Raw genomic sequence first — 22101 nt, 5'->3', positions numbered from 1 at the left:
GAGATGAGTGGCGAAGCACTCGGTATCGTTGAAACTAAGGGTCTGGTCGGCTCCATCGAGGCCGCCGACGCCATGACCAAGTCCGCGAACGTGACGCTGGTCGGCTACGAGAAGATCGGCTCCGGCCTGGTCTCCACCATGGTGCGCGGTGACGTCGGCGCGGTGAAGGCCGCCGTCGATGCCGGCGCCGCCGCCGCCGAGAAGGTCGGCACGGTCGTGTCCAAGCACGTCATTCCGCGTCCGCATGTGGACGTCGAGAAGATGCTGCCGCGCCTCGGCTGAGCCGTGGGGCCGGGCGGTCCGACCGTCCTCAGCCGGGCACGGACCGCCTGCTCCCGCACCCCTGCGGCCCGCGTTTCGAAGCGGGTCCAATAACGGCGAAGACCATGCAACTGAATGAAAGTCTTGTTGAGCGGATCCTCTGCGACATCCTCGCCCGGACGGTGAGCGAGGGCCTGCTGCCCCAGACGCCCTCGGCCGCTGCGGTCGCCGCGCCGGTGGATCCGTACCTTGTCCCTGTCGGTGTCTCCAACCGGCACATTCACCTGTCGCGCGCCGACATGGACGCGCTGTTTGGTCCCGGCGCCAGCCTGACCCGGATGAAGGCGATGAAGCAGCCCGGCCATTACGCCGCCAAAGAGACGGTGACCCTCAAGGGTCCCAAGGGCGAACTGAGCAAGGTCCGCGTCCTAGGTCCGATGCGCGGCAGCACGCAGGTTGAAATTTCGGTGGCCGACGGGTTCTCGCTGGGCGTTCGCCCGCCGCTGCGTCAGTCCGGCGATCTGGACGACACCCCGGGGATCGAGATCGTCGGGCCGCACGGTGCGGTGACGATCCAGCGCGGCGTGATCGCGGCCCTGCGGCACATCCACATGCCGGTCGCGGTGGCGGTCGACCTCGGGCTGTGCTCGGGCGACGCGGTGGACGTCGAGGTGAGCGGCCCTCGGGGCGGCATCCTGTCCGGCGTGGTGGTGCGGGTCGGCGACCCGTCGACGCTCGAAATGCACGTGGACATCGAGGAAGCCAACGCCCTTGGCCTGAAGAACGACGATCTCGTTCGCATTCTTCCGCGGTCGTAAGGCCGCACGCCTCCTTTTGACTCGGGACCGGTTCGGGACCATGGCGATGTACGACGCAGAGACGGCAGACAGGACCCTGGAGACCTTCGCGCGCCTGATCCGCGACGAGGTCTGCACGCCGGTCGAGGAACGGGCCGAGGGTCCCCTCAAGGTCGGCGTGGACTTGGGTACCGCGAACATCGTGCTGGCCGTGGTGGACGCCGCCAACCAGCCGGTGACCGGGGCGACCTACCGCTCGACGGTCGTGCGCGACGGCATCGTGGTCGACTACATGGGCGCGGTGAACGCGGTGCGGCACCTGAAGGCGACGGTCGAGGAGCGCCTCGGCTGCACGCTGACCCAGGCCGGCACCGCGATTCCGCCTGGTATCGCGACGGGTAACATCAAGGCCATCGCCAACGTGGTCGAGGCTGCGGACTTCGATGTGGTCGAGGTCATCGACGAACCCTCCGCCGCCACCCGCCTTCTGGGCGTGCGCGACGGCGCGGTGGTGGACGTCGGCGGTGGCACCACGGGCATCAGCGTCGTCAAGGACGGCACGGTCGTTTTCACCGACGACGAGGCCACCGGCGGCACGCACATGTCGCTGGTGCTGGCCGGGGCCTACGGCGTGACCTTCGAGGAGGCCGAAGTCCTCAAACTCGATCCGGCCAAGGCCCGCGACGTGTTCCCCGTGGTCCGCCCGGTGGTCGAGAAGATGGCCGCCATCGTCGCTCGCTTCCTAGAGGGCTACGACGTCGACACGGTCTATGTGGTGGGTGGCGCCTGCACCTTTGATGCGTTCGAGGGCGTGTTTCAGAAGCAGATCGGCCGCACGATCATCAAGCCACCGCATCCCCTGCTGGTCACGCCGCTGGGCATCGCCCTCTACGGCACGCCCGGGGAAGGGGGCCGGTCATGAGCGCCCAGGATTTGGACCGCCTCGTCGAGCAGGCGCTGATCGATCATCTGGTGGACGACCTGTCCACGCAGGTGGTGGAGCGTCTGGTGACCCGTCGTCGCACCGCGTTGACCCTGCTGACCGGCACCGACGTCGGGCTGGGCAAGGCCGTGGGTGGCTTGCGCGACCTGCGCGAGGCCGGGTGGCGGTTGCGGTACGTGCTGTCGGGCGAGGCGCGGGATCTCCTGACGCCGGACCGGCTGGCGGACCTGAACGCTGAAATGCTGGCCGCCGCGGTGGCCGAGGCGGGCGTGCCGGGCGATTTGGACATCGACGCCATGCTGACCAACTGCGCCCTGGTGATGGTTCCGGCGCTGTCGATCACCACGGCGGCCAAGGTCGCCGCCTGCATCCGCGACAGCCTGCCGTCGCGCCTTCTGGCGCGGGCGCTGGAGCGCGGGGTGCGGGTGATCGCGGCCTCGGATGGCTGCTGCCCCGATGTCCGGGAGCGCGCCGCGCGGTCGTTCCATGTGACCGAGGCCTACAAGGCGCGGATGCGCGCCAACATCGCCACCCTGAAGGACTTCGGGGTCGAGATCGTGCGGGCGCGGGATCTGGGCCGGGCGGTGCTCGGCCCGGCGCAGACGGCCGCAACGCTGGCATCTGCTGGGGCGCCTGTGGTGGCGCCTCTCACGGCTCCGGTGCCGCGCGCCGTCGAGCCGGTGTGGACCGGCAAACGGATTTTCAGCCGCGGCGACGCGGTGCAGTGGACCGGATCCGAGCTGCGGCTGGACCGGGGCGTTCTGGTGACGCCCGCGGCGGCCGACGAGCTCCGCGCGCGGAATGTCCGCGTGATCCAGGGTTAACGGGGGTCGTCATGTACCTGGGCAAAGTCATCGGAACGGTCGTCTCGACCAGCAAGGACGAGTCCCTGATCGGCACCAAGCTGCTGATCGTGGCCCGCCTGTCGGAAACGCTGGCGCCGGATGGCTCGACGGAGATCGCGGTGGACTGGGTCGGGGCCGGCAACGGCGAGGTCGTCATCGTGTCCTGCGGCAGTGGCGCCCGTCAGACCAACGGCCATGAGGATACGGTCATCGATGCGTCGATCGTCGGGATCGTCGATACGGTTGAAGTGCACGGACAGAGGGGGGCGGCATGACCGCGACCACGACACAGGCCGATCTCGCGACGCTGGTGCGTGGAGCGGTCGATCAGGCGTTGGCGCGGACCCGCCTGACTCTGGCCGGGGCGCGCCGTCTGGCGGAGGCCGCCGAGGCCGAGGGCCGGACCATGGGCGTGCCGATCGTGGTGGCGGTGGTCGATGCGGCCGGCGGCTTGATGCTGCTGCATCGTATGGACGGCGCGTTGCCGGCCAGCACCGAGCTGGCCGCCAACAAGGCCTTCACGGCCGTTCAGTTTCGCATGGCGACCCACGAGTTGGGCGCCTTGGCTCAGCCCGGCCAACCGCTCTACGGCGTTGGGGCGAGCCATCAGGGCCGCATCGTCCTGTTCGGTGGCGGCTATCCGTGTCGCGCGGGCGAGACCCTGATCGGGGGCCTCGGCATCAGTGGCGGCACCGTTGATGAAGACATGGCGATCGCGACCCAGGCGTTGCGCGCGTTCTCAGATTGAAGGTTTCCAGATCGGAACGGGGGACGTCCCCTGTAGGAGGATAGACTCATGGATGACGGGCAGATCACGGCCATCGTGGACGAGGTGCTTGGGGCGTACGGTGGCCCCAAGGCGCCGCCCGCCGCGCCGACTCCCACCACGTCGAGCGCCCCCGCGTCGGGCGCTGATGCCGATGCGATCGCGCGCGCGGTCGCCGATATTCTGAAAGCCCATAGGGCCGAGACTCCAGCCCCGGCCGCCGAAACCGTCCGGGCGAGCGTGCCCGGCACCAAGGGCTGCTGCTGGAAAATGGTCGATGATACCGCCGGCGATCCGGTCGAGCGCATCCTGGCCAAGGTGATGAGCGAACCGGACGGGATCAAGCCGGCCGCCGCGCCGACCGGCGCCGGGGATGGCATCTTCGAGACCATGGATGCGGCCGTGGCGGCGGCGGTGCAGGCCCAGCGCCAGTACCTGCTGTGCACCATGGCCGACCGCCAGCGCTTCGTGGATGGCATCCGCGCCGTGGTTCTGGAGGGCGACACCGCCGAGACGCTGTCCCGCATGACGGTTGAGGAAACCGGCATGGGGCGCCTTGAGCACAAGATTATCAAGAACCGCCTCGCCGCCTCGAAGACCCCGGGCACCGAAGATCTGACCACCCAGGCGATGAGCGGCGACGATGGCCTGTCGCTGGTCGAGTACTCGCCCTACGGCGTGATCGGCGCGGTCTGCCCGACCACCAACCCGACCGAGACCATCATCTGCAACGCCATCGGCATGTTGGCCGCCGGCAACGCGGTGGTGTTCAGCCCGCACCCGCGCGCCAAGGGCGTCTCGCTGCTGATGGTGCGGATGATCAATGAGAAGCTGGCCGCCCTGGGGGCTCCGGCGAATCTGGTCGTGACCGTCGCCACGCCGTCGATCGACAACACCAACGCCATGATGTCCCACCCGGACATCAAGATGCTGGTGGCGACCGGCGGCCCCGGTATCGTCAAGGCCGTCATGTCCACGGGCAAGAAGGCCATCGGCGCCGGCGCCGGCAATCCGCCGGTCGTGGTGGACGAAACCGCCGACATCGAGAAGGCGGCCCGCGACATCGTCAACGGGTGCAGCTTCGACAACAACCTGCCCTGCACGGCGGAGAAGGAACTTATCGCGGTCGATCAGATCGCGGATTTCCTGATCCATTGCATGAAGGGCTGTGGTGCCTATCACGTCACGGACCCGGCCGTGGTCCAGAAGCTGGAAGCCCTGGTCCTGACGGAGAAGGGCACGCCCAACACCGGCTTCGTCGGCAAGAACGCCCAGTACATCCTGGAAAAGGCCGGCGTTTCGGTGACGGACGACGTCCGCGTCATCCTGATCGAACTGCCGAAGGAGCATCCGTTCGTTCAGGAAGAACTGCTGATGCCGATCCTGCCCCTGGTGCGGGTGCCGGATGTGGATCAGGCCATCCTGCTGGCGATTGAGGTGGAACACGGCAACCGCCACACGGCGATCATGCACTCCACCAACGTCCGCAAGCTCACCAAGATGGGCAAGCTGATCCAGACCACGATCTTCGTGAAGAACGGGCCGTCCTACGCCGGGCTCGGTGCTGGCGGCATGGGCCACGGCACGTTCACCATCGCCGGCCCCACCGGCGAGGGTCTGACCTCGGCCAAATCGTTCGCGCGCCTGCGCCGCTGCGTGATGGTCGAGGCGCTGAACATCCGCTAATCGGCCCCACCCCCGGCCGATGGGCGGGTGCGGTCCCGGGGTACCCAGGCCCCGGGATCACCCCGGCCTCGCGGACGGCGCCCTCCTTTGACGGGGTTCTCCCGTCCGGTGCCGTCCGTGGGACCGGCCCGTCCGCTCCCTCACGTCCCTTTGCCTCTGTCAGGAGGATCCCAGCATGAACGCCCGCATCATCAACGCCCCCGGACCCGATGTGATGCACATGCTCGGACGGCGCATTCACCCGGATATGCGCGCGACCGTGAAGGAGCAGACGTTCGGGGCCGTCGGTCTGGTCCAGGCCAGTGTTGCCGATTTGTACTTCTTCGCGGACGTCGCCCAGAAAGCGGCGGACGTTCTTGTCGTCGAGCTGTTCGGAAGCTGCCCGCAGCACGTCACCACGCTGGCGTTTTTCGGTGAAACGTCGGCCGTGCGCACGGCGATGCAGGCCATCGAGCGGGCGTAACACGGCGGCCCTCCCGGCCCCGTCGCCCCGTTGGCCCGCGTATCGGTTCGTGGCGCCGCACTTCGTTTTTGGGTGGACCCAGTTATGAGCGAGATCAAATTCGACCAAACCGGTGTTGTTTTCGACATCCAGCGCTATTCGATCCACGACGGTCCCGGGATCCGCACCATCGTGTTCCTGAAGGGGTGCCCGTTGGCCTGCCGGTGGTGCTGCAACCCGGAATCCCAGGCGCTCCAGCCGACCCTGATGTACCAGGATTCGAGCTGCATTCACTGTGGTCGCTGCCTTGAAGCGTGCAAGTACGGGGCACTGTCGCGGAACAATCCCGGGTTCGTCGACCGCAGCAAGTGTGTCGGCTGCGGTGCCTGCGCCGAGGTGTGCCCGACCGATGCCCTGACCCTGAAGGGGAAGCGCATGACGGTCTGGGAAGTCATGCAGGAGCTCCGGAAGGATGCCACCAACTACCGCCGGTCGGGCGGGGGCATGACTCTGTCGGGTGGTGAGCCGCTCGGCCAGCCCGACTTTGCGCGCGAATTGCTGAAGGCCTGCCGGGAGCAGGGCTGGAACACCGCGATGGAGACGACCGGTCAGGCGCCCAAAGAGGTTGTGGAGGATGTCATTCCGCACGTCGACCATGCGCTTTGCGATCTGAAGTCCATTGATCCGGCTGTGCACCGCGCGAGCACCGGCGTGGACAACCGGCAGATTCTCGAAAACGCGCTGCGCATTGCCTCGCTGACCCATACCGTCGTGCGGGTGCCGACGGTGCCGGGCGTCAACGCAGATCCGGCCTCCATGGAGGCCATCGGCCGGTTCGCCCTGCGGATGCCCGGGGTGGATACGGTCCATATCCTGCCGTACCACACCTATGGCGAAAACAAATACGCCCTGCTGAACCGGGAATACCCGATGGGGGATACGCCGTCGTTGTCCAAGGATGCCGTGGCGACGCTCAAGGGGGTGATTGAGGGATTGGGCCTGGCCTGTGTGATCGGCGGCTGACCGGACTCTACCGTCTCGATCTTGAAACGGTCCGGCCTTGGTCGGGCCGTTTCTGTGTGTCTGAGACTCGAGACGGCGACACGATGGTGGACAGGGCTTCGTTAGGTTGTAAGAACTAGACTTGGATCGGAAGGCAGGCATTAAGAAAGGGTGTAGTATATCGAAGGTAAATACCAAAGACGTGTGTTCCCGCACGAAAGACGGAGCTACTTCGTCGGTGTGTCATCCCTCTGTGCGTTTGAGTTCCCTGCCGTGCTGCGGCAATATTACAGCGTCATCGTTTTTTAGGCACCCAACAAGCGCAAGCCTTATTTTGTTGCTTATGCTTGGCTTGAGGGCGCCTGAATCGGTCGTGCGATGACGTCGCGGCCGACCGGGCCGCGGGGATCGGGGCGCCAAAGACCCCCAGCACAGGGAGAACGCCGGTCGTGAACATGCAAGCAGCGCGAGATGCCGAAACGGCCGCCGCGGCGGATCACGGCGCGCCGCGTGACGTTGGGTTTTCCGAAGAAACGACCCAGGACCAGCGCGTCCCAAGCCTGTCGGACCTCATCAGTGTTGAGCGGTTGCAGAAGGTTCAGGACAACTTCAGCGCCGCCGTTGGCATCGCGATGATCATCGTCGGCCGCGACGGCCAGCCCGTGACCCAGCCGAGCGGCTTTTCCAATTTCTGCCGAACGGTGCGTCTGGTGGAGGCGCGGCGGGATCAATGCTTCCGGTGCGACAACGAAGGCGGACGCATGGCCATGGCGACGGGGCAGCCCAGTCTGTACCAATGTCACTGTGGTCTGGTGGACTTCGCGGCGCCGATCGTGATCCGGGGCCACTACCTGGGGGCCGTCATCTCCGGCCAGGTGCGGCTGAACGATGTCGCGCCGGAGGAGCTTCCGGATTACATCTTCCCGCCCGACTTCGCGTGGTTGCAGGATCCCACTCTGGTGGCGCTGCGCGAGCAGACCAACATGATTCCCTACACCAAGCTTCGGTCGGCCTCGTACACGCTGTACTATTTGGCCGAGTATTTGGTGGAGGAGAGCTATTCGAACACCGTCAGCCAGGAGCTCAGCGCCAAATCGCTGAAGCTGATGGAGGAATCCAAGAAGCGGGTGGAACTGGAAAAGTCCCTGCAAGAGGCCGAATTGCAGGCGCTGTCGTATCAGGTCAATCCGCACTTCCTGTTCAACGTGCTGAACACCATTGGGCGCTTGGCGCTGATGGAGCACGCCGACAAAACCGAGGAGATGGTCTACGCCTTCTCCGACATGATGCGCTATATCCTGAAGAAAAGCAGTGCGCAGATCGTGTCCCTGGGGACCGAACTGGAGCATGTGCGCAACTATCTGTACATCCAGAAGGTGCGCATGAGCGGGCGCTTTACGTTCGACATCGATGTGCCGGCCAAATATCTGAGCGTGCAGTGCCCGTTCATGGTGCTGAATCCGATTGTCGAGAACAGCATCCATTACGCGGTGGAACCGCACGCGAGCGATGGCCGGGTGACCGTGACCGCACGGGACGACGGCACCGATGTGATCCTGGAGGTTGTGGATACCGGTGATGGGGTCGATCCAGCGATGGTTGCGGCGGCCCTGGACGGGCGCGCCGAGCACCACGGTCGCACCAGCATCGGCCTGCGCAACGTCGACAGCCGCCTGCGGCATTTCTTCGGCGAGGACCATGGCCTGGAGATCGAGAGCCCGGTTGCCGACGGCCGGGGGACCCGGGTCCGTATGCGCTTTCCGCTCGAATTCGATCCGTTTGACCTGTAGCCGGCGGCGCCATCGGTCACGCCGCCCGGGAGGACCGAGATGTATGATGTGGTGATCGTGGAAGACGAGGAACTGGAGCGTCAGGCGCTGCGCTCCATCCTGACCGATCATGTGCCCGGGCTGAATATCCTGGGTGAGGCCAAGAACGGAGCCGAGGCTATTGAGCTGATTGACCGATACGATATTGATCTGGTCCTTCTTGACATCAATATCCCGAAGCCAAGCGGCCTGGAGGTGCTTCAGAAGTTGCGTGATAAGCACGCTCAGACGAAGGTCATCATTACCACGGCTTATGATTACTTCGATACCATGCGCGCGGCCATCCAACTGCGGGCGGACGATTACCTGCTGAAGCCAATCCGACCGAGCGCTCTGGTTTCGGCGGTGGAAGGCTGCCTGGAGCATCTCAATACCGGCAAGCGCAGTGGCGATCTGGCGCATGAGGTCGGGACTTTGCTGGAGCAGTCCGCCTATCGCGAGGCCGTGGCGCTGGTGCGGCGGCATGGCGAGTGGATCTTCATGCAGCGAGAAGAGGCGCCACGCCATCTGGCGCTTGAATTCGCCACCGCGCTGGTCGATCTGGCGAAGGAACGCAACCTGAGGCTCCCGGAGACTGTGGCCCAGGAGGTGCACAATCTGCAGACTTTGCGGTTGGACGATCGCAGCCGGCACCATGTGTTGGGGGTGTTCCGTTCCATGACGGATGCGCTGTTCGACTCGGTGCGGGAGCGCTGCGGCCAGAGCCCGGAGCGCATGCAGAAGGCGCTGAACTTCATCGAGCGAAATCTGGATAAGGGCGTGACGCTGGAAGACGTTGCCGAACACATCAATGTCAGCGCCTGCTATTTGAGTCGTCTTTTCAAGAAGAAGATGAACATTAATTTCATCGCCTACTTGACCACGCGCCGGATTGAGCTGGCGAAGGAATTGCTGTCCGACAGCGAAGAATGCGTGACGAATATCGCGTTTGAGCTGTCCTATAGCGATGTCAACTACTTCTGTAAGTCCTTCAAGAAGGAGGTTGGCGTGTCGCCGTCGGCGTATCGCCAGCAGTGCCGGGCACCAACGGCCATCGCGGCCGAATAAGAACCAAGCCCGCTGAGGACGGGACCGTCCACCGCCGCATCCTTGGGGTGCGGCGGTGTCTTGGTGTGGGGTGAATCACGCCTACGACCGTGAGTATAAGACCGCAGCGTGTTGGTCTGGTTTTGGCGTGATTTGGAGACGATCCAATATACGGGATCGTTCATTTGATGTGCGTCAATATTGGCGCCGGCAGGCGGACAAATATTTACGGCATCTGGTCAAGCCCGTCCGGAGCCTGTCACGGCCTATCTCAGGTAATCCTTTGCATCACTCGTCCGAAGACAACGTCTTCGGCGCGCAATGCAACGGGCTGGCCCTGTCCTCTGAGGCCACTGGGGATCGCGACCGGCCTGTGCGAGCGCCCGGCTGGGGATTGCTCCGGCCGGGCCGGTGCACGATCCTGGAGGAAACTATGACGCTCATCGGTGTGCTCGCCGCGTTCGGCGGGGGTATTTTCGGCGCGGCGATCGGCGCGCTGCCGGCGTTTGAATTCGTCGGCTTTCTGGTCATGATTGGCGTGGCGATTGATCTCGCCGGCGCGGGCGGGGACTTTTACAGCATTCCGTTCGGCATGTTCGGGCCGCATGTGGGCGGGTTCGCCGCCGGTGTCGCGGCTGCCGCCTATGCCGCGAAGAAGAAGAAGCTCGATACCGGCCGCAACATCGTCGCCGGCCTGATGGGCCTGAACAGCCCCGACGTTCTCCTGGTCGGCGGGGCGTTCGGTATCCTCGGGTATCTGCTGCAATGGACGTTCGCGCAGGTGCCGGATTTTGGGCCGGGTATCGCCTGGACCGATACCGTTGCGCTCACCGTGGCGGTCTCCGGCATCATCGCGCGCTTCCTTTGGGGCACCTGTGGCCTGTGCGGCTGCGCGGAACCGGGCCGGCACTTTTACGCGCCGACCGATGGCGCCAAGTGGCTGGTGTTCATGAGCGACTGGGGCCAGCTGATCGTGATCGGTCTGGGCGGTGGCCTGATGGCTGGCTATCTGGGCCTGACCTTGGGAGCGCCCGGTATTTTCTTGTCCTTCGGCATTGCGGCCGCGAGCCTGATTTTCCTTCAGTTCGGTGTGAATGTGCCGGTGACGCACCACATTATGCTGCCGTCGGCCATCGTTGCGGTGTCGTCGGGCAGCCTGATCGCGGCGGGGATCGCGGGCGTGCTGTGCGCCTTTGTCGGCGAGTTCTTCGCACGCACCTTCCTATCGCATGGCGACACCCACATCGATCCGCCCGCCTGCACCATTGCCACCATGACCCTGGTGTTCAACGGCCTGACGGCGCTGGGCGTCTGGGCCATGATCCCGCTTCCGGCCTGATGTAGGGACGAAGCGCGCCGGTCCTCGACCGGCCAACGACCGCACGGCGATGGAGTTCCCGTCGCCGTGCGTTTTTGTGTGTGGGGGGCTGGGCGGGGCGCATGGCGTGGGCCAGGGCGAAGACATCAGACCCGCCGGCGCGGGCGGGGACGATCCCGGCGCGCTCTTGAGAAAACCCGGATGGTCACGACACCGCTTTCAAGATTCCGCCGCCCCTCTCGGGGCGGTCGGCATGATGTTTCCTCTATATAAAACAAAGGACAAGGGTATCGCGACCGAGCGGAGCGAGGGGAGGGATCGCGCGAGGGATCAAACCCGCGGCGCGGTGCCGGTCCACGGAACGTCTGCGCCTGTTCACAGCGCCGCGCAAAAAAGACCCCATGACCCGGGTGCAGGGGTCATGGGGCGGAGGGACCCCGCGCCGGCCAATGTCGGGCGCAGGGGAGGGAGGATCGTGAACCCTACTCGGCCGGCTCCATCTCGGAGGCGGCGCGGCGCCCGGTCGCCAGCGCGGCGTCGCCTGCCATGGCGATCCGCCGGGTATCCTCGGCGATCATGCGTTCCTCGTCGGTGGGCACGACCAGGGTCGCAACCGAGGCACTGGGGGCGCTGATGTCGACCGCGACGCCGCGCGTGGCGTCGTTGGTCGCCTCGTTCAGCGCGATGCCGAGGAAGCGCAGTCCGGCGCACACACGCGCACGGATGTGGGCGCTGTTCTCGCCGATACCGGCGGTGAACACGAGCGCGTCCAGACCGCCCATGGCGGCGGCGTAGCTGCCGATGTACTTCTTGATCGCGTAGGTGAACATGTCGAGGGCGAGAACGCAGCGTGCGTTACCGGTTACGGCCTGCTCCACGACCTCGCGCATGTCGTTGCTGACGCCGGACACGCCCAGCAGGCCGCCGGTCCGGTAGCACATCCGTTCGATCTCGGTCAGGCTCAGGCCCAGTGTGTTGTGCAGATAGAAGATCAAACCGGGGTCGAAGTCGCCGGATCGGGTGCCCATCGGCACGCCCGAGAACGTCGCGAAGCCGATGCTGGTGTCGACGGAGCGGCCCCCGGCGACGGCGTCGATGGTGACTCCATTGCCCAGGTGGCAGATGACCATGCGCAGGTCGTCAGCCGGACGGTCGAGCAGGTCTGCGGCGCGCTGGCTGACGTAGCGGCAGGACGTGCCGTGGAACCCGTAGCGGCGGATCTTATGCTCGTCGTACAGCTCGTAGGGCAGCGCGTAGACGTGCGCGTGCGCCGGCATGGTCTGGTGGAACGCGGTATCGAACACCACGACGTGCGGCACGTCGGGCAGGCGGCGGCGCGCCTCGCGGATGCCGATCAGGTTGATCGGATTGTGCAGCGGCGCCAGCGGTGTGCAGGCGTCCAACTGCTCCAGGACCGCGTCGGTCACGGCGACGGAGTCCACGAACGTGTCGCCGCCGTGCACTGCCCGGTGCCCCACGGCGCGGATGGCGTGGATGTCGTCGATGGCGCCGACCTCGGCGTCCATAAGGGCGTCGATCAGCACCTCCAGGGCGGCGCCATGATCGGCGGCGGCCACCTCGCAGTGGACGGAGCGCGCCCCGGCGGTGTGGTCGAGGGTCGGGCGGGGCTCGCCGATACGGCTGACGATGCCCTTGGCGGCGACCGTCCCCAGGTCGTCGCTGTAGAGCTGGTACTTCAGGCTCGAACTGCCGCAGTTGATGGTCAGGATCATGTCACTCTCCCTGAAACGGGCGAGGGGAGAGGCGCGGGGCCAGATTGTGCCCGGCCGCGCCGGGACCCGCGCATGAAGGCGTGGTCCGCGTAACCCCTGTGCTTAGCGTGGGAGAAGAGTAGGAAACGACCGTCCCTTCCGGCAATCCGACAGGCTTGACGGGTTGTCGTAAAAAATTGACCTCACGCGGCGCGGAATCACACGCCAACGGATCGAAACAGACCAAGCATTTTTTGGACGGGGGGGGGATCGGATCGGTCCGTGCTTGGCCGGTTAAATGCCGATCCGCGGCTCGATGGGGGCGAGGCAGTGGCCGAGGAGCCCCTCCAGAAGCGCGGCGTACGACAGCAGCGCGGCCTCCCCGCGCGGCCGGGCCATCAGTTGCAGGCCGACCGGCAACCCCGCGGTGGTCGTGCCGCAGGGGATCGACAGCACGGGGCATCCGGTCAGGGTCAGGGTGTAGGTGATCCCCAGCCAGTCGAGGTAGTTGTCGAACCGTTGCCCGTTGGCCGATTCGACGTACCTTTGGGTGACCGGGAACGGGGGCACGACGGTGGTGGGGCAGGCGAGCAGATCAAAGGTTTCGAAGAACGCCGCCACGCGGGCCGTCAGAGCGGCGCGGGCCCGCCATGCGTCGGCAACATCGGCGGTCGTTTGGGCCATGCCCTTGGCGATGTTCCACACGACGTCGGACTTCATCCGGTCGCGGTGCTGGTCCAGCAATGGTCCCAGATTGGCCACGAACGACGCGGCCCGCAGCACGTGAAAAACGGTATCGGCGCCGGTGAAATCCGGGCACGCAGCGTCCACGGTCGTGCCCGCGGTCTCGAACCGGCGGACGGCGCGTTCACAGATCGCCGCGATCTCCGGATCGACCGGCCAAAGCCCCAGGTCCGGGCTCCAGCCGACGCGGAGCGGGGCCTGCGGCCGCTCGGCGGCGGCGAGGAAGGGGTGGGCCGGCGCCTCCAACGCAAACGGATCCGCGGCCGTGGCGCCGCATTGCGCGTCCAGCAGCAGGGCGCAATCGGCGACGTCCCGGGCCATCGGGCCTTCCACGGTCATGGGGCACCATGGGTCCGGCACCGGGCCGCGCGCCACCCGCCCGGGGCTGGGCCGCAGGCCCACCACACCGCAGAAGGCCGCGGGAACGCGCAAGGACCCGCCCAGGTCCGACCCGGTGGCGAGCCATGCCATGCCGGTGGCCAGGGCAACCGCCGCGCCGCCGGACGAGCCGCCGCAGGTCAGGCGGGTGTCATGGGGATTGAGGGTGGCGCCGAACACCGGATTGAAGGTGTTGGCGCCCGCGCCGAACTCGGGCGTGTTGGTCTTGCCGAGCACAACGGCACCGCGCCGCTCCAGCGTCTCGACGACGAGATCGGAGCGGTCGGGCCGGTGCTGGGCGAAGATCGGCGAACCGTGGGTGGAGCGCACCCCGGCGACGTCCGTGAGATCCTTGATGAACACCGGCAGGCCGGCCAGCCACCCGGGCGCGGTCACGTCCAACCCGGCGGGATCATCCATCAGGCGCGCCGCCGCCGTGCGGGCGCGATCAGCGCATAGGGTTGGCACGGCGTTGACGGTGCCGTCCACGGCGGTGTGGCGGTCCAGCGCGGCGTCGATCAACTCCAGGGGAGAGACTTCGCCCCGGCGAAGACAGCGCACAACGTCACGGGCCGGGCGGCGGATGAGGTCCAAAGTCATGGCGGCAATGTCCGGACAGATCGTATGTTTGCGCACATATTGGCGCAAATCATACCGGTCCGTCATCTTCCTTGGTCGATGGCACGTATGCCCCTCGGCCGCAACCGTGTCCGCGTCAAACCGAGAAGCTCTCACCACAGCCGCACCGGCTCTTCTCGTTCGGATTCCGGAACACAAAGCCGCTGTGCATCTTCGTTTCCTCGTAATCCATCTCAGAGCCGAGCAGGTACATGACGGCCATTGGGTCGATGTAGACGCGCACGCCTTTCGATTCCACAACGTCCTCGAACGGACCCGCTTCCTCGACATAGTCGACCTGATATTGCAGGCCCGAGCATCCGGCCTTCTTCACACCGATGCGGATGCCCAGCACCGGCTTGCCGGCGCGGTCGATCAGGGTGTGCACGCGCGCGGCGGCGGCATCGGTGAGCGAGATCGGCGGCGGCGGGGCCGCCCGGCCCGAGGCCGGCTCGACGGTGGCGGTGGTCATGGCGACGCCTCCAAAAAACGAAACGCGGAAGGGGGGGACTGACGGGATGAGGACGGGCCGACGCTCGGCTCAGTACATATCCAGTTGAACCTTCGCCACCTCGGACATGTTGGCCGGGGTCCACGGCGGGTCCCAGGTCAGCGTGACCTTGACGACGCCCACACCCGGATCGGCGGCCACGGCCTCGGCAACCTGGCCCGGTAGTTCGCCCGCCACCGGACAGGCCGGCGCGGTCAGCGTCATGACGATGTCCCAGTTGCCGATACCGTTCGGCTCAATCTCGTAGATCAGGCCCAAGTCATAGATGTTCACCGGGATCTCCGGGTCGTAGACGGACCGGAGCGCTTCCACCACGGTATCCTCGTTGGCGACCGCTGCGGTGTCGGCCAACGGGCTCCCGGCGGTGGCGAAAAAACCCTCCTCCGGCGGCGGCTCGGTGGAGGCGGGCATGGCGTAGGGCGGCATCATGGCATCAATTTCCCTTGATAAAACAAAGGTCGGTCCAGCGGTGATCGCAAACGGACCCGTGCGGTCACAACAGGATTTCGCGGGCCCGTTCCAAGGCGCCCACAAGGGCGTCAACGTCCGCGCGCGTATTATACAGGCCGAAGGAGGCGCGCGTGGTGCCGGTGACACCCAGCTTGGCCATCAGCGGCTGGGCGCAGTGATGCCCGGCGCGCAAACACAGGCCATAGCGATCCAGCAGCATGGACAGATCCTGCGGATGGATGCCGTCTATGCTGAACGACACGACGGCCGCCTTTGGGGCGGCGGTGCCATGGATCGTCAGGCCCTCGACCGAGGCCAGGCGCTGCATGGCGTAGCGCAGCAGGTCAGCCTCGTGCGCCGCGATCGCCTCCATGCCAAGGCTTTGCATGTAGTCGATGGCGGCCGCCAATCCAATGGCCTCCACGATGGCGGGCGTTCCGGCCTCGAAGCGGGCGGGCGGCTCCGCGTAGGTGGTTTTCTCGAAAGTGACGGACTCGATCATGTCGCCGCCGCCCTTCCACGGCGGCATGGTCTCCAGCACCTCCAACCGGCCGTAGAGCACGCCGATCCCGGTGGGCCCGTACAGCTTGTGACCGGTGAAGGCGTAGAAATCACAGTCGATGGCCTGGACGTCCACCGGGCCATGCACGACCGCCTGACTGCCGTCGATCAGGATCCGCGCACCTACGGCATGCGCCCGTGCCGTTATCTCCGCCACCGGCTGGATGGTGCCGAGCACGTTGGAGCAGTGGGCGACCGCCACCAGCTTCACGCGCGAGTCCAACAGCCGGTCGAAGGCGGCCATGTCCAGGGCGCCGTCGGCCGTGATGGGGACCACGCGAATCTCACAGCCCACGGCATCACGCAGCAGCTGCCACGGCACGATGTTGGCGTGGTGCTCCAACTCGGTGATCACGATGGCGTCGTCCGACCCCAGGTTGGCGCGGCCCCACGTCTGGGCCACCATGTTGATGCCGTCGGTGGCGTTGGCGGTGAACACAACCTCGTGATCGCTGGCGGCGTTGATGAACCCGCGCACGGTTTCGCGCGCGGCTTCGTACAGTCGCGTGCTTTCCGCCGAAAACGCATAGGCGCCTCGGTGCACGTTGGCGTAGGAGCCGGTCTGAAGCCGCTCCATCGCGTCCAGCACCGCCCGGGGCTTCTGAGCCGAGGCGCCCGTGTCCAGATAGACCACCGGCTTGCCGTGGACAGTCTGGGCCAGGATCGGGAAATCCGCGCGCACGGCCTCCACGTCGAACGGAGCCGTCGCCTGGGTGGGGCCCGCGTTTCGAATGATGGCCGCGGTCATGCTCCGATCTCCCATGTGCTGGCGTGCCGACGGGTCTGCCACGCCCGGACGCTGGCCAGGAAGGCGTCGCGCAAAGGACCCTCGGGGATCGCCTCCACGACATCGTCCAGGAACGCCTCGACCAGAAGGGCGCGGGCGTCGGCTTCCGGGATGCCGCGCGCCATCAGGTAGAAGAGCTGATTCTCGTCCAGTTCCCCGACCGTGGCGCCGTGGCTGCATTTGACGTCGTCGGCGTAAATCTCAAGCTCGGGCTTGGTGTAGGCGTCGGCGTCGCGCGACAGCAGCAGCGCCTTGTGAAGCTGGTTGCCGTCGGTGCGCTGGGCGTCCTTGCGTACGATCACCTTGCCCTGGAACACCGCCTTGCCGCCGGCGTCGACGACCCCCTTGAACACCTGATCGGAGCGGGCATCCGGCACGACGTGATCGACCAGCAGGGTGGTGTCGAAATGCTGGGCGTCGCGCGCGCCGTAGGCCCCACGCAGGCCAGCCCAGGCGTTCGCGCCCCGCAGGCGGACGCGGCCCTCATTGCGCACCAGCCGCCCGCCGAGGGTGAGCGTGAAGGCGTCGTAGGTCGCGCGGTCGGCCAGGGTGGTTTCCGTCAGGTCCAGATCCACGGCCGTCTCGGCACGATTGACCAGCCGCAGGTGGCGTAGATGTGCGTCCGCGCCGACGGCGATTTCCGTCACCGCGTTGCACAGCGTTTCGGCCGACTCCGGCCCGGTCACGCGGCTTTCCACGATCGTGGCCGCCGCGCCGTCGCCCAGCACGATCAGGTGACGGGGGTGTCCGTGGCGCGCCTGGCCGTTCGGCGCCTGGGCGATACTGACCAGATGAATGGGCTTGTCCAGCACGATCCCGGCGTCCACCAGGATCACGACCCCGTCGCGCATCAGGGCCCCGTTGAGCGCGCCCATGGGCGCGTCGGAGAGGTCGGCGATGCGGCCGAGGTAGGGTTTCACCAGCGCCGGCTCGGCCTCCAGCAGGTCCGCCAGACGGGCCATGCGCACGCCGGCCGGCAGGTCCGTCGGCAGGTCGGTCGGACGCCCGTTCACGAGCGTCACCCGGTACGTGTCCTCCGGCGGAAGCGGCAGCACGTCCCCGGCGATGTCCGCGTCGGCGGGCGCGGGCACGCCGCCGTCATCCAGGACGTACGGGATCTTCTTCAGTCCGGCGAGGCTGGTGTACTTCCACGCCTCCACCTTCACCGTGGGCAGGCCGCGCTCGGTGTAGATCGACAGCCCGGCGCGGCGCAGGTCCGACAGCCATGCGGGCTCGTCGTTCGCGCCGGCGGCCAGGGTTTCCGGCACCAGGGGAATTGTTTCGACAGGGTCGGTCATGCTCGGGTCACTCTCCGTCTCGCGTCGCGCAGGGTCAGGCCGCAGCCCCCGTGAATTCGGCGTAGCCCTTCGATTCCAGCTCCAGCGCCAGAGACTTGTCGCCGCTCTTGACGATGCGGCCGTCGGCCAGGACGTGCACGACGTCGGGCACGATGTAGTCGAGCAGCCGCTGGTAATGCGTGATGACCAGCATGCCCCGGTCCGGCGCCCGCAGCGCGTTGACGCCGTCCGCCACGACCTTGAGCGCGTCGATATCGAGGCCGGAGTCCGTCTCGTCGAGCAGGCAGAGGCGTGGCTCCAGCATGGCCATCTGGAGCACCTCGGCGCGCTTCTTCTCGCCGCCGGAGAAGCCCACGTTGACCGGCCGCTTCAGCATATCGTCGGCGACGCCCAGCTTCTTCGCGTTGGCCTTCATCAGCTTGAGGAAGTCCAGGGCCTCGATCTCCGGCTCGCCGTTGGCCTTGCGGCGGGCGTTGATGGCCGTTTTCAGGAACGTGCCGGTGGCGACGCCCGGGATCTCCACCGGGTACTGGAACGCCAGGAACAGGCCGGCGCGGGCGCGCGCGTCCGCCTCCATCTCCAGCAGATCGACACCGTCGTAGGTGACCGACCCGCCAGTGACGGTGTAGCCGGGCCGCCCGGAAATCACGTTCGACAGCGTGCTCTTGCCGGCGCCGTTCGGGCCCATGACGGCGTGCACCTCGCCCGGGTTGATGGTCAGGCTGATCCCCTTGAGGATCGGCTTGGGGCCGGCGTCGCCGTCGTCCACGGTGGCGTGAAGATCCTTGATGTCGAGCAGGGCCATGTCCGGTGTGTCCTTGTCGTACGGTGCGTCGTGCGGGAGTGTCGTGCGCGTGCGGGGGGCGGCAGGGTGCGGCGGGCGATCGATCAGCCCACGCTGCCCTCCAGACTGATGCCGACCAGCTTTTGCGCCTCGACCGCGAATTCCATGGGCAGCGTCTGCAGGACCTCCTTGCAGAAGCCGTTGACGATCAGCGCCACCGCGTCCTCCTCGGGGATTCCCCGCTGGAGGCAGTAGAACAGCTGGTCGTCGCTGATGCGACTGGTGGTCGCCTCGTGCTCCACCTGGGCCGACGGGTTGCGGCTTTCGATGTAGGGCACCGTGTGCGCCCCGCAGGTGTCGCCGATCAGCAGGCTGTCGCACTGCGTGTAGTTCCGCGCGCCTTCCGCTTTCGGCATCATGCGCACGAGGCCCCGGTAGGTCTGATCGGCGCGCCCGGCCGAGATGCCCTTGGAGATGATGCGGGACCGCGTTTTCTTGCCGATGTGGATCATCTTGGTGCCGGTGTCGGCCTGCTGGGCGTTGTTGGTGATGGCGACGGAATAGAACTCGCCCACCGAATTGTCGCCCTGGAGGATGCACGAGGGGTACTTCCAGGTGACCGCCGAGCCCGTTTCGACCTGCGTCCACATCACCTTGGAATTACGGCCCCGGCAGGCGGCACGCTTGGTGACGAAGTTGTAGATGCCGCCCTTGCCGGTCTCGTCGCCCGGGTACCAGTTCTGCACCGTGGAATACTTGATCTCGGCATCGTCCATCGCGATCAGCTCGACCACGGCGGCGTGCAACTGGTTGTCGTCGCGCTGGGGGGCGGTGCAGCCCTCCAGATAGCTGACGTAGGCGCCCTCGTCGGCGATGATGAGCGTGCGCTCGAACTGGCCGGTGTTCTGCTCGTTGATGCGGAAATACGTCGACAGCTCCATCGGGCAGCGCAGACCCTTCGGCACGTAGACGAACGAACCGTCGGTGAACACCGCCGAGTTCAGCGTGGCGAAGAAGTTGTCGGAGTAGGGCACGACCGAGCCGATGTACTTCTGAACCAGCTCCGGGAACCGCTGGGTCGCCTCGGAGATGGAGCAGAAGATGACGCCCATCTCCTCCAGCTTCTTCTTGTACGTGGTCGCCACGGAGACGCTGTCGAACACGGCGTCCACCGCGACGCCGGCCAGCATTTCCTGTTCCTTCAAGGGGATGCCGAGCTTCTCGTAGGTGCGCAGCAACTCCGGATCGACCTCGTCCAGGCTCTTGGGCGCGTCATCGCGGCTCTTGGGCGCGGCGTAGTAGTAGGCGTCCTGGTAGTCGATGGCCGGATAGCCCACCTTCGCCCAATCCGGTTCTTTCATCGTCAGCCAGTGGCGGTAGGCCTTCAGACGCCAGTCCAGCATCCACTCCGGCTCGTTCTTCTTGGCCGAGATGAAGCGGACGATGTCCTCGCTCAGACCCTTTGGCGCCTTGTCGGATTCGATATCCGTCACAAAGCCGTACTTGTACGTGCCAGAGGCCTCCGCGATCCGGTCGATCGTGTCCTGGGTGGCCGCCATGTCCGTATACTCCACTATGCTGCCCTGGTGCGTCCCGGTGCGGCGGGTCGGGCCCGGCCGTCCGCGGTCGCGGAGCCTTTTCGTTACGCGTGTCGGCCGGTTATTCCGACGCCAGATAGACGGCGCCGCCGGAGTCTCGTGGGCCGGTGCTGGTTCCGCTGCCCTGACTGGCGCGGTTGGCCCAGACGGGCGGGTGGCAACTGCCGGCCACATCGGCCAGCGTAATGCCGACCAGCGCCCGACGCACCGCGTGATTGACTCGATTCCAATGCCCGGCCATGGGGCAAAACCCTTCCCGCTCGCAACCGTCGTCCGCGTGGTCCACGCAGGCCGTCATGGCGATGGGCCCCTCCAGGGCCTCAATCATGTCGGCCATCACGATCCGATCCGCCGGGCGGGCGAGGACGTACCCGCCGCTGGCGCCGCGCGTCGATCGTACCAAGCCCCCACGGACCAGCGCCTTCATGACCTTCGCGACGGTGGGTACGGGCACCCCGGTTTCGGCCGCAATGTCGTGGGCGGCCCGAACCCTCTGTGTGCGGGCCATGTCCACCAGCAGGACGACGGCATAATCCGTCAACTTGTTGATCCGGAACATCTGTTCCCCTTGATGTGGTGCGCGGTCGGCGTCGGATCCATCGGCCCGCCGTGGCCGTCGGCCTGGGCGGACCGACAAGGGCGCGACGGACGCGCCGCAAATCGGGACCAAATCAGTCCCATTTCTATAATCAACGCCGCCGGGGAATTCAAGGCCCCCATCTCCTGGATTGCCTCTTGGATCGCGGTTGCGGTGAGGCCTTTAATCGCGCGGCAGGTGCGCCGCCGGGCGTGCGTCCCGGGTGTGTCCGAAGAGCCATACCTACGCACGCGACAAATCCCGACAAGTCCACTCGCCACTAAGGCGTTGCATTGCACGTACGGGAACGGGATAAGACTCGCAGGGATGATGCCAGCGATGGCGTCCGGTCGCCCCCGGCGTGTGGCGCGTCCGTCGGCCGTGGCACCGCGTGCCGGGACTCCCCGATCCGGTGGGGTCCATGTCCGTCCCGCCCTCCGTATACCCCGTCTTTGACCCGGCCGACGCAGGATCACGAGACGTAACGCACCCCATGATGAGACACGAGGCATGGCCATGCAGCACGATGTTGAGGAACGGATCCGGCACCGCGCGTACCTGATCTGGCTTGAGGAAGGCAAGCCGGACGGCCGCGACGCGGAACACTGGCAGCGCGCACACGCGGAAGTGACGGCCGAGGTGAATGGTGACGGCGCGACGGTCGCCGAACCCGCTGCGGACGCCGCCGCGCCCGTGGCGGCGCCGGCCAAGCCGAAGCGCACCACCACCCGCAAGAAGGCCGCCGTGCCCGCCGATGGCGAGGAAGCCCCGGCCAAGACCCCACGCAAACGGACCGCGAAGGCCGCCACGGCCGACACCGGCGACACGCCGAAACCGAAACGGGCCAGCCCCCGCCGCAAGAAAACCGACGACGCCTGAGACGGCCGTCCCGACGGGCCGTCCCTCATTTCAGGAGTTCCGGGGTCCGATCGGTGGACCGGGACCAGCGGCCCTTGCCCCTTGCGTGTGCCACGGTCATTTGGTGGCGCCGAAGTGGGACCGTCACTTGACGGATGCGCTCCCGCCCCCCACCCTCAACGGGGTGTGGGGCATGCGTCGTGTGTCCCCAAGATGCGAACGCTTGCGCCGGGCCGGAACCGCGGAGCCGTCGGGCGCGCGGAAGTGGCTCCATCCCCACCCAGGGGATCGGGAAACGGTCCGCTGATAC

At 66.5% G+C, this 22101-nt stretch carries 22 protein-coding genes; 13 read left to right on the top strand and 9 right to left on the bottom strand.

Going from position 1 to position 22101, the window contains the following annotated elements:
• Positions 1-3: 3 nt before the first annotated feature.
• The 12 genes from GGD82_RS03075 to GGD82_RS03020 all read left to right on the top strand — a co-directional run bounded on the left by GGD82_RS03075 (position 4) and on the right by GGD82_RS03020 (position 10936).
• Positions 4-282 carry a BMC domain-containing protein gene (locus tag GGD82_RS03075; protein ID WP_150061071.1) on the top strand — a complete coding sequence of 93 codons (279 nt, stop codon included), beginning with the start codon at positions 4-6 and terminating at the stop codon, positions 280-282.
• 104 nt (positions 283-386) lie between these two features.
• Positions 387-1079 carry a phosphate propanoyltransferase gene (locus tag GGD82_RS03070; protein WP_150061072.1) on the top strand — a complete coding sequence of 231 codons (693 nt, stop codon included), beginning with the start codon at positions 387-389 and terminating at the stop codon, positions 1077-1079.
• A gap of 40 nt (positions 1080-1119) precedes the next feature.
• Positions 1120-1980, top strand: coding sequence for an ethanolamine utilization protein EutJ (gene eutJ / locus GGD82_RS03065; protein WP_170284149.1), 861 nt, complete (start codon positions 1120-1122; stop codon positions 1978-1980).
• The gene (locus tag GGD82_RS03060) at positions 1977-2825 is read left to right on the top strand and encodes a flavoprotein (RefSeq protein ID WP_150061073.1); all 849 of its coding nucleotides are present in this window, start codon (positions 1977-1979) and stop codon (positions 2823-2825) included. The genes eutJ and GGD82_RS03060 overlap by 4 nt, the downstream gene beginning before the upstream one ends.
• Before the next feature lie 11 nt (positions 2826-2836).
• A complete protein-coding gene (grpN, locus tag GGD82_RS03055; protein WP_150061074.1) occupies positions 2837-3121 on the top strand; it encodes a microcompartment shell vertex protein GrpN in 285 nt (94 codons plus the stop codon).
• On the top strand, positions 3118-3594 hold the full coding sequence (locus GGD82_RS03050; protein ID WP_150061075.1) for a GlcG/HbpS family heme-binding protein: 477 nt from the start codon (positions 3118-3120) through the stop codon (positions 3592-3594). Before grpN ends, GGD82_RS03050 begins: the two co-directional genes overlap by 4 nt.
• A gap of 48 nt (positions 3595-3642) precedes the next feature.
• The gene (locus tag GGD82_RS03045) at positions 3643-5298 is read left to right on the top strand and encodes an aldehyde dehydrogenase family protein (protein WP_150061076.1); all 1656 of its coding nucleotides are present in this window, start codon (positions 3643-3645) and stop codon (positions 5296-5298) included.
• A 175-nt stretch (positions 5299-5473) separates the two neighbouring features.
• Entirely contained in the window at positions 5474-5761 is a 288-nt protein-coding gene (locus tag GGD82_RS03040; protein ID WP_150061077.1) for a BMC domain-containing protein, read from the top strand.
• Between the two features lie 84 nt (positions 5762-5845).
• Positions 5846-6763: a glycyl-radical enzyme activating protein gene (locus GGD82_RS03035; protein WP_150061078.1), complete on the top strand. Its 918-nt coding sequence runs from the start codon at positions 5846-5848 to the stop codon at positions 6761-6763.
• Between the two features lie 434 nt (positions 6764-7197).
• Positions 7198-8532 carry a sensor histidine kinase gene (locus GGD82_RS03030; RefSeq protein ID WP_150061181.1) on the top strand — a complete coding sequence of 445 codons (1335 nt, stop codon included), beginning with the start codon at positions 7198-7200 and terminating at the stop codon, positions 8530-8532.
• Between the two features lie 39 nt (positions 8533-8571).
• Positions 8572-9618 carry a response regulator gene (locus GGD82_RS03025; protein WP_150061079.1) on the top strand — a complete coding sequence of 349 codons (1047 nt, stop codon included), beginning with the start codon at positions 8572-8574 and terminating at the stop codon, positions 9616-9618.
• Between the two features lie 412 nt (positions 9619-10030).
• Positions 10031-10936 (top strand): DUF7973 family transport facilitator, encoded by a 906-nt coding sequence (locus GGD82_RS03020; RefSeq protein ID WP_150061080.1) that lies wholly within the window; start codon positions 10031-10033, stop codon positions 10934-10936.
• Positions 10937-11397: 461 nt separating this feature from the next.
• On the opposite strand, the gene GGD82_RS03015 is transcribed toward GGD82_RS03020, so the two are convergent.
• From GGD82_RS03015 to GGD82_RS02975, 9 genes are all read right to left on the bottom strand, one after another.
• Positions 11398-12648, bottom strand: a complete 1251-nt coding sequence (locus GGD82_RS03015; protein ID WP_150061081.1) for an acetate/propionate family kinase — start codon at positions 12646-12648, stop codon at positions 11398-11400.
• Between the two features lie 273 nt (positions 12649-12921).
• On the bottom strand, positions 12922-14349 hold the full coding sequence (locus GGD82_RS03010; RefSeq protein ID WP_150061082.1) for an amidase: 1428 nt from the start codon (positions 14347-14349) through the stop codon (positions 12922-12924).
• A 115-nt stretch (positions 14350-14464) separates the two neighbouring features.
• Entirely contained in the window at positions 14465-14839 is a 375-nt protein-coding gene (locus GGD82_RS03005; protein WP_150061083.1) for a HesB/IscA family protein, read from the bottom strand.
• Positions 14840-14908: 69 nt separating this feature from the next.
• Positions 14909-15307 carry a DUF59 domain-containing protein gene (locus tag GGD82_RS03000; RefSeq protein ID WP_150061084.1) on the bottom strand — a complete coding sequence of 133 codons (399 nt, stop codon included), beginning with the start codon at positions 15305-15307 and terminating at the stop codon, positions 14909-14911.
• Between the two features lie 64 nt (positions 15308-15371).
• Complete coding sequence (locus tag GGD82_RS02995; RefSeq protein ID WP_246163708.1) at positions 15372-16637, bottom strand: aminotransferase class V-fold PLP-dependent enzyme; 1266 nt, start codon at positions 16635-16637, stop codon at positions 15372-15374.
• A complete protein-coding gene (gene sufD / locus GGD82_RS20945) occupies positions 16634-17974 on the bottom strand; it encodes a Fe-S cluster assembly protein SufD (protein WP_150061086.1) in 1341 nt (446 codons plus the stop codon). Before sufD ends, GGD82_RS02995 begins: the two co-directional genes overlap by 4 nt.
• Before the next feature lie 34 nt (positions 17975-18008).
• The gene (sufC, locus tag GGD82_RS02985) at positions 18009-18779 is read right to left on the bottom strand and encodes a Fe-S cluster assembly ATPase SufC (protein WP_150061087.1); all 771 of its coding nucleotides are present in this window, start codon (positions 18777-18779) and stop codon (positions 18009-18011) included.
• 83 nt (positions 18780-18862) lie between these two features.
• Complete coding sequence (gene sufB, locus GGD82_RS02980) at positions 18863-20317, bottom strand: Fe-S cluster assembly protein SufB (protein WP_150061088.1); 1455 nt, start codon at positions 20315-20317, stop codon at positions 18863-18865.
• A gap of 100 nt (positions 20318-20417) precedes the next feature.
• Complete coding sequence (locus GGD82_RS02975) at positions 20418-20915, bottom strand: SUF system Fe-S cluster assembly regulator (protein ID WP_150061089.1); 498 nt, start codon at positions 20913-20915, stop codon at positions 20418-20420.
• 534 nt (positions 20916-21449) lie between these two features.
• Here GGD82_RS02975 and GGD82_RS02970 point away from each other — a divergent pair.
• Positions 21450-21812, top strand: a complete 363-nt coding sequence (locus GGD82_RS02970) for a DUF2934 domain-containing protein (RefSeq protein WP_150061182.1) — start codon at positions 21450-21452, stop codon at positions 21810-21812.
• Positions 21813-22101: the final 289 nt, after the last annotated feature.

Source organism: Roseospira marina, from assembly GCF_014197855.1.
GTDB classification, from domain to species: domain Bacteria; phylum Pseudomonadota; class Alphaproteobacteria; order Rhodospirillales; family Rhodospirillaceae; genus Rhodospira; species Rhodospira marina.
Note: the sequence above shows the minus strand (reverse complement) of the source record. Positions and strands in the feature narration are given on the sequence as shown.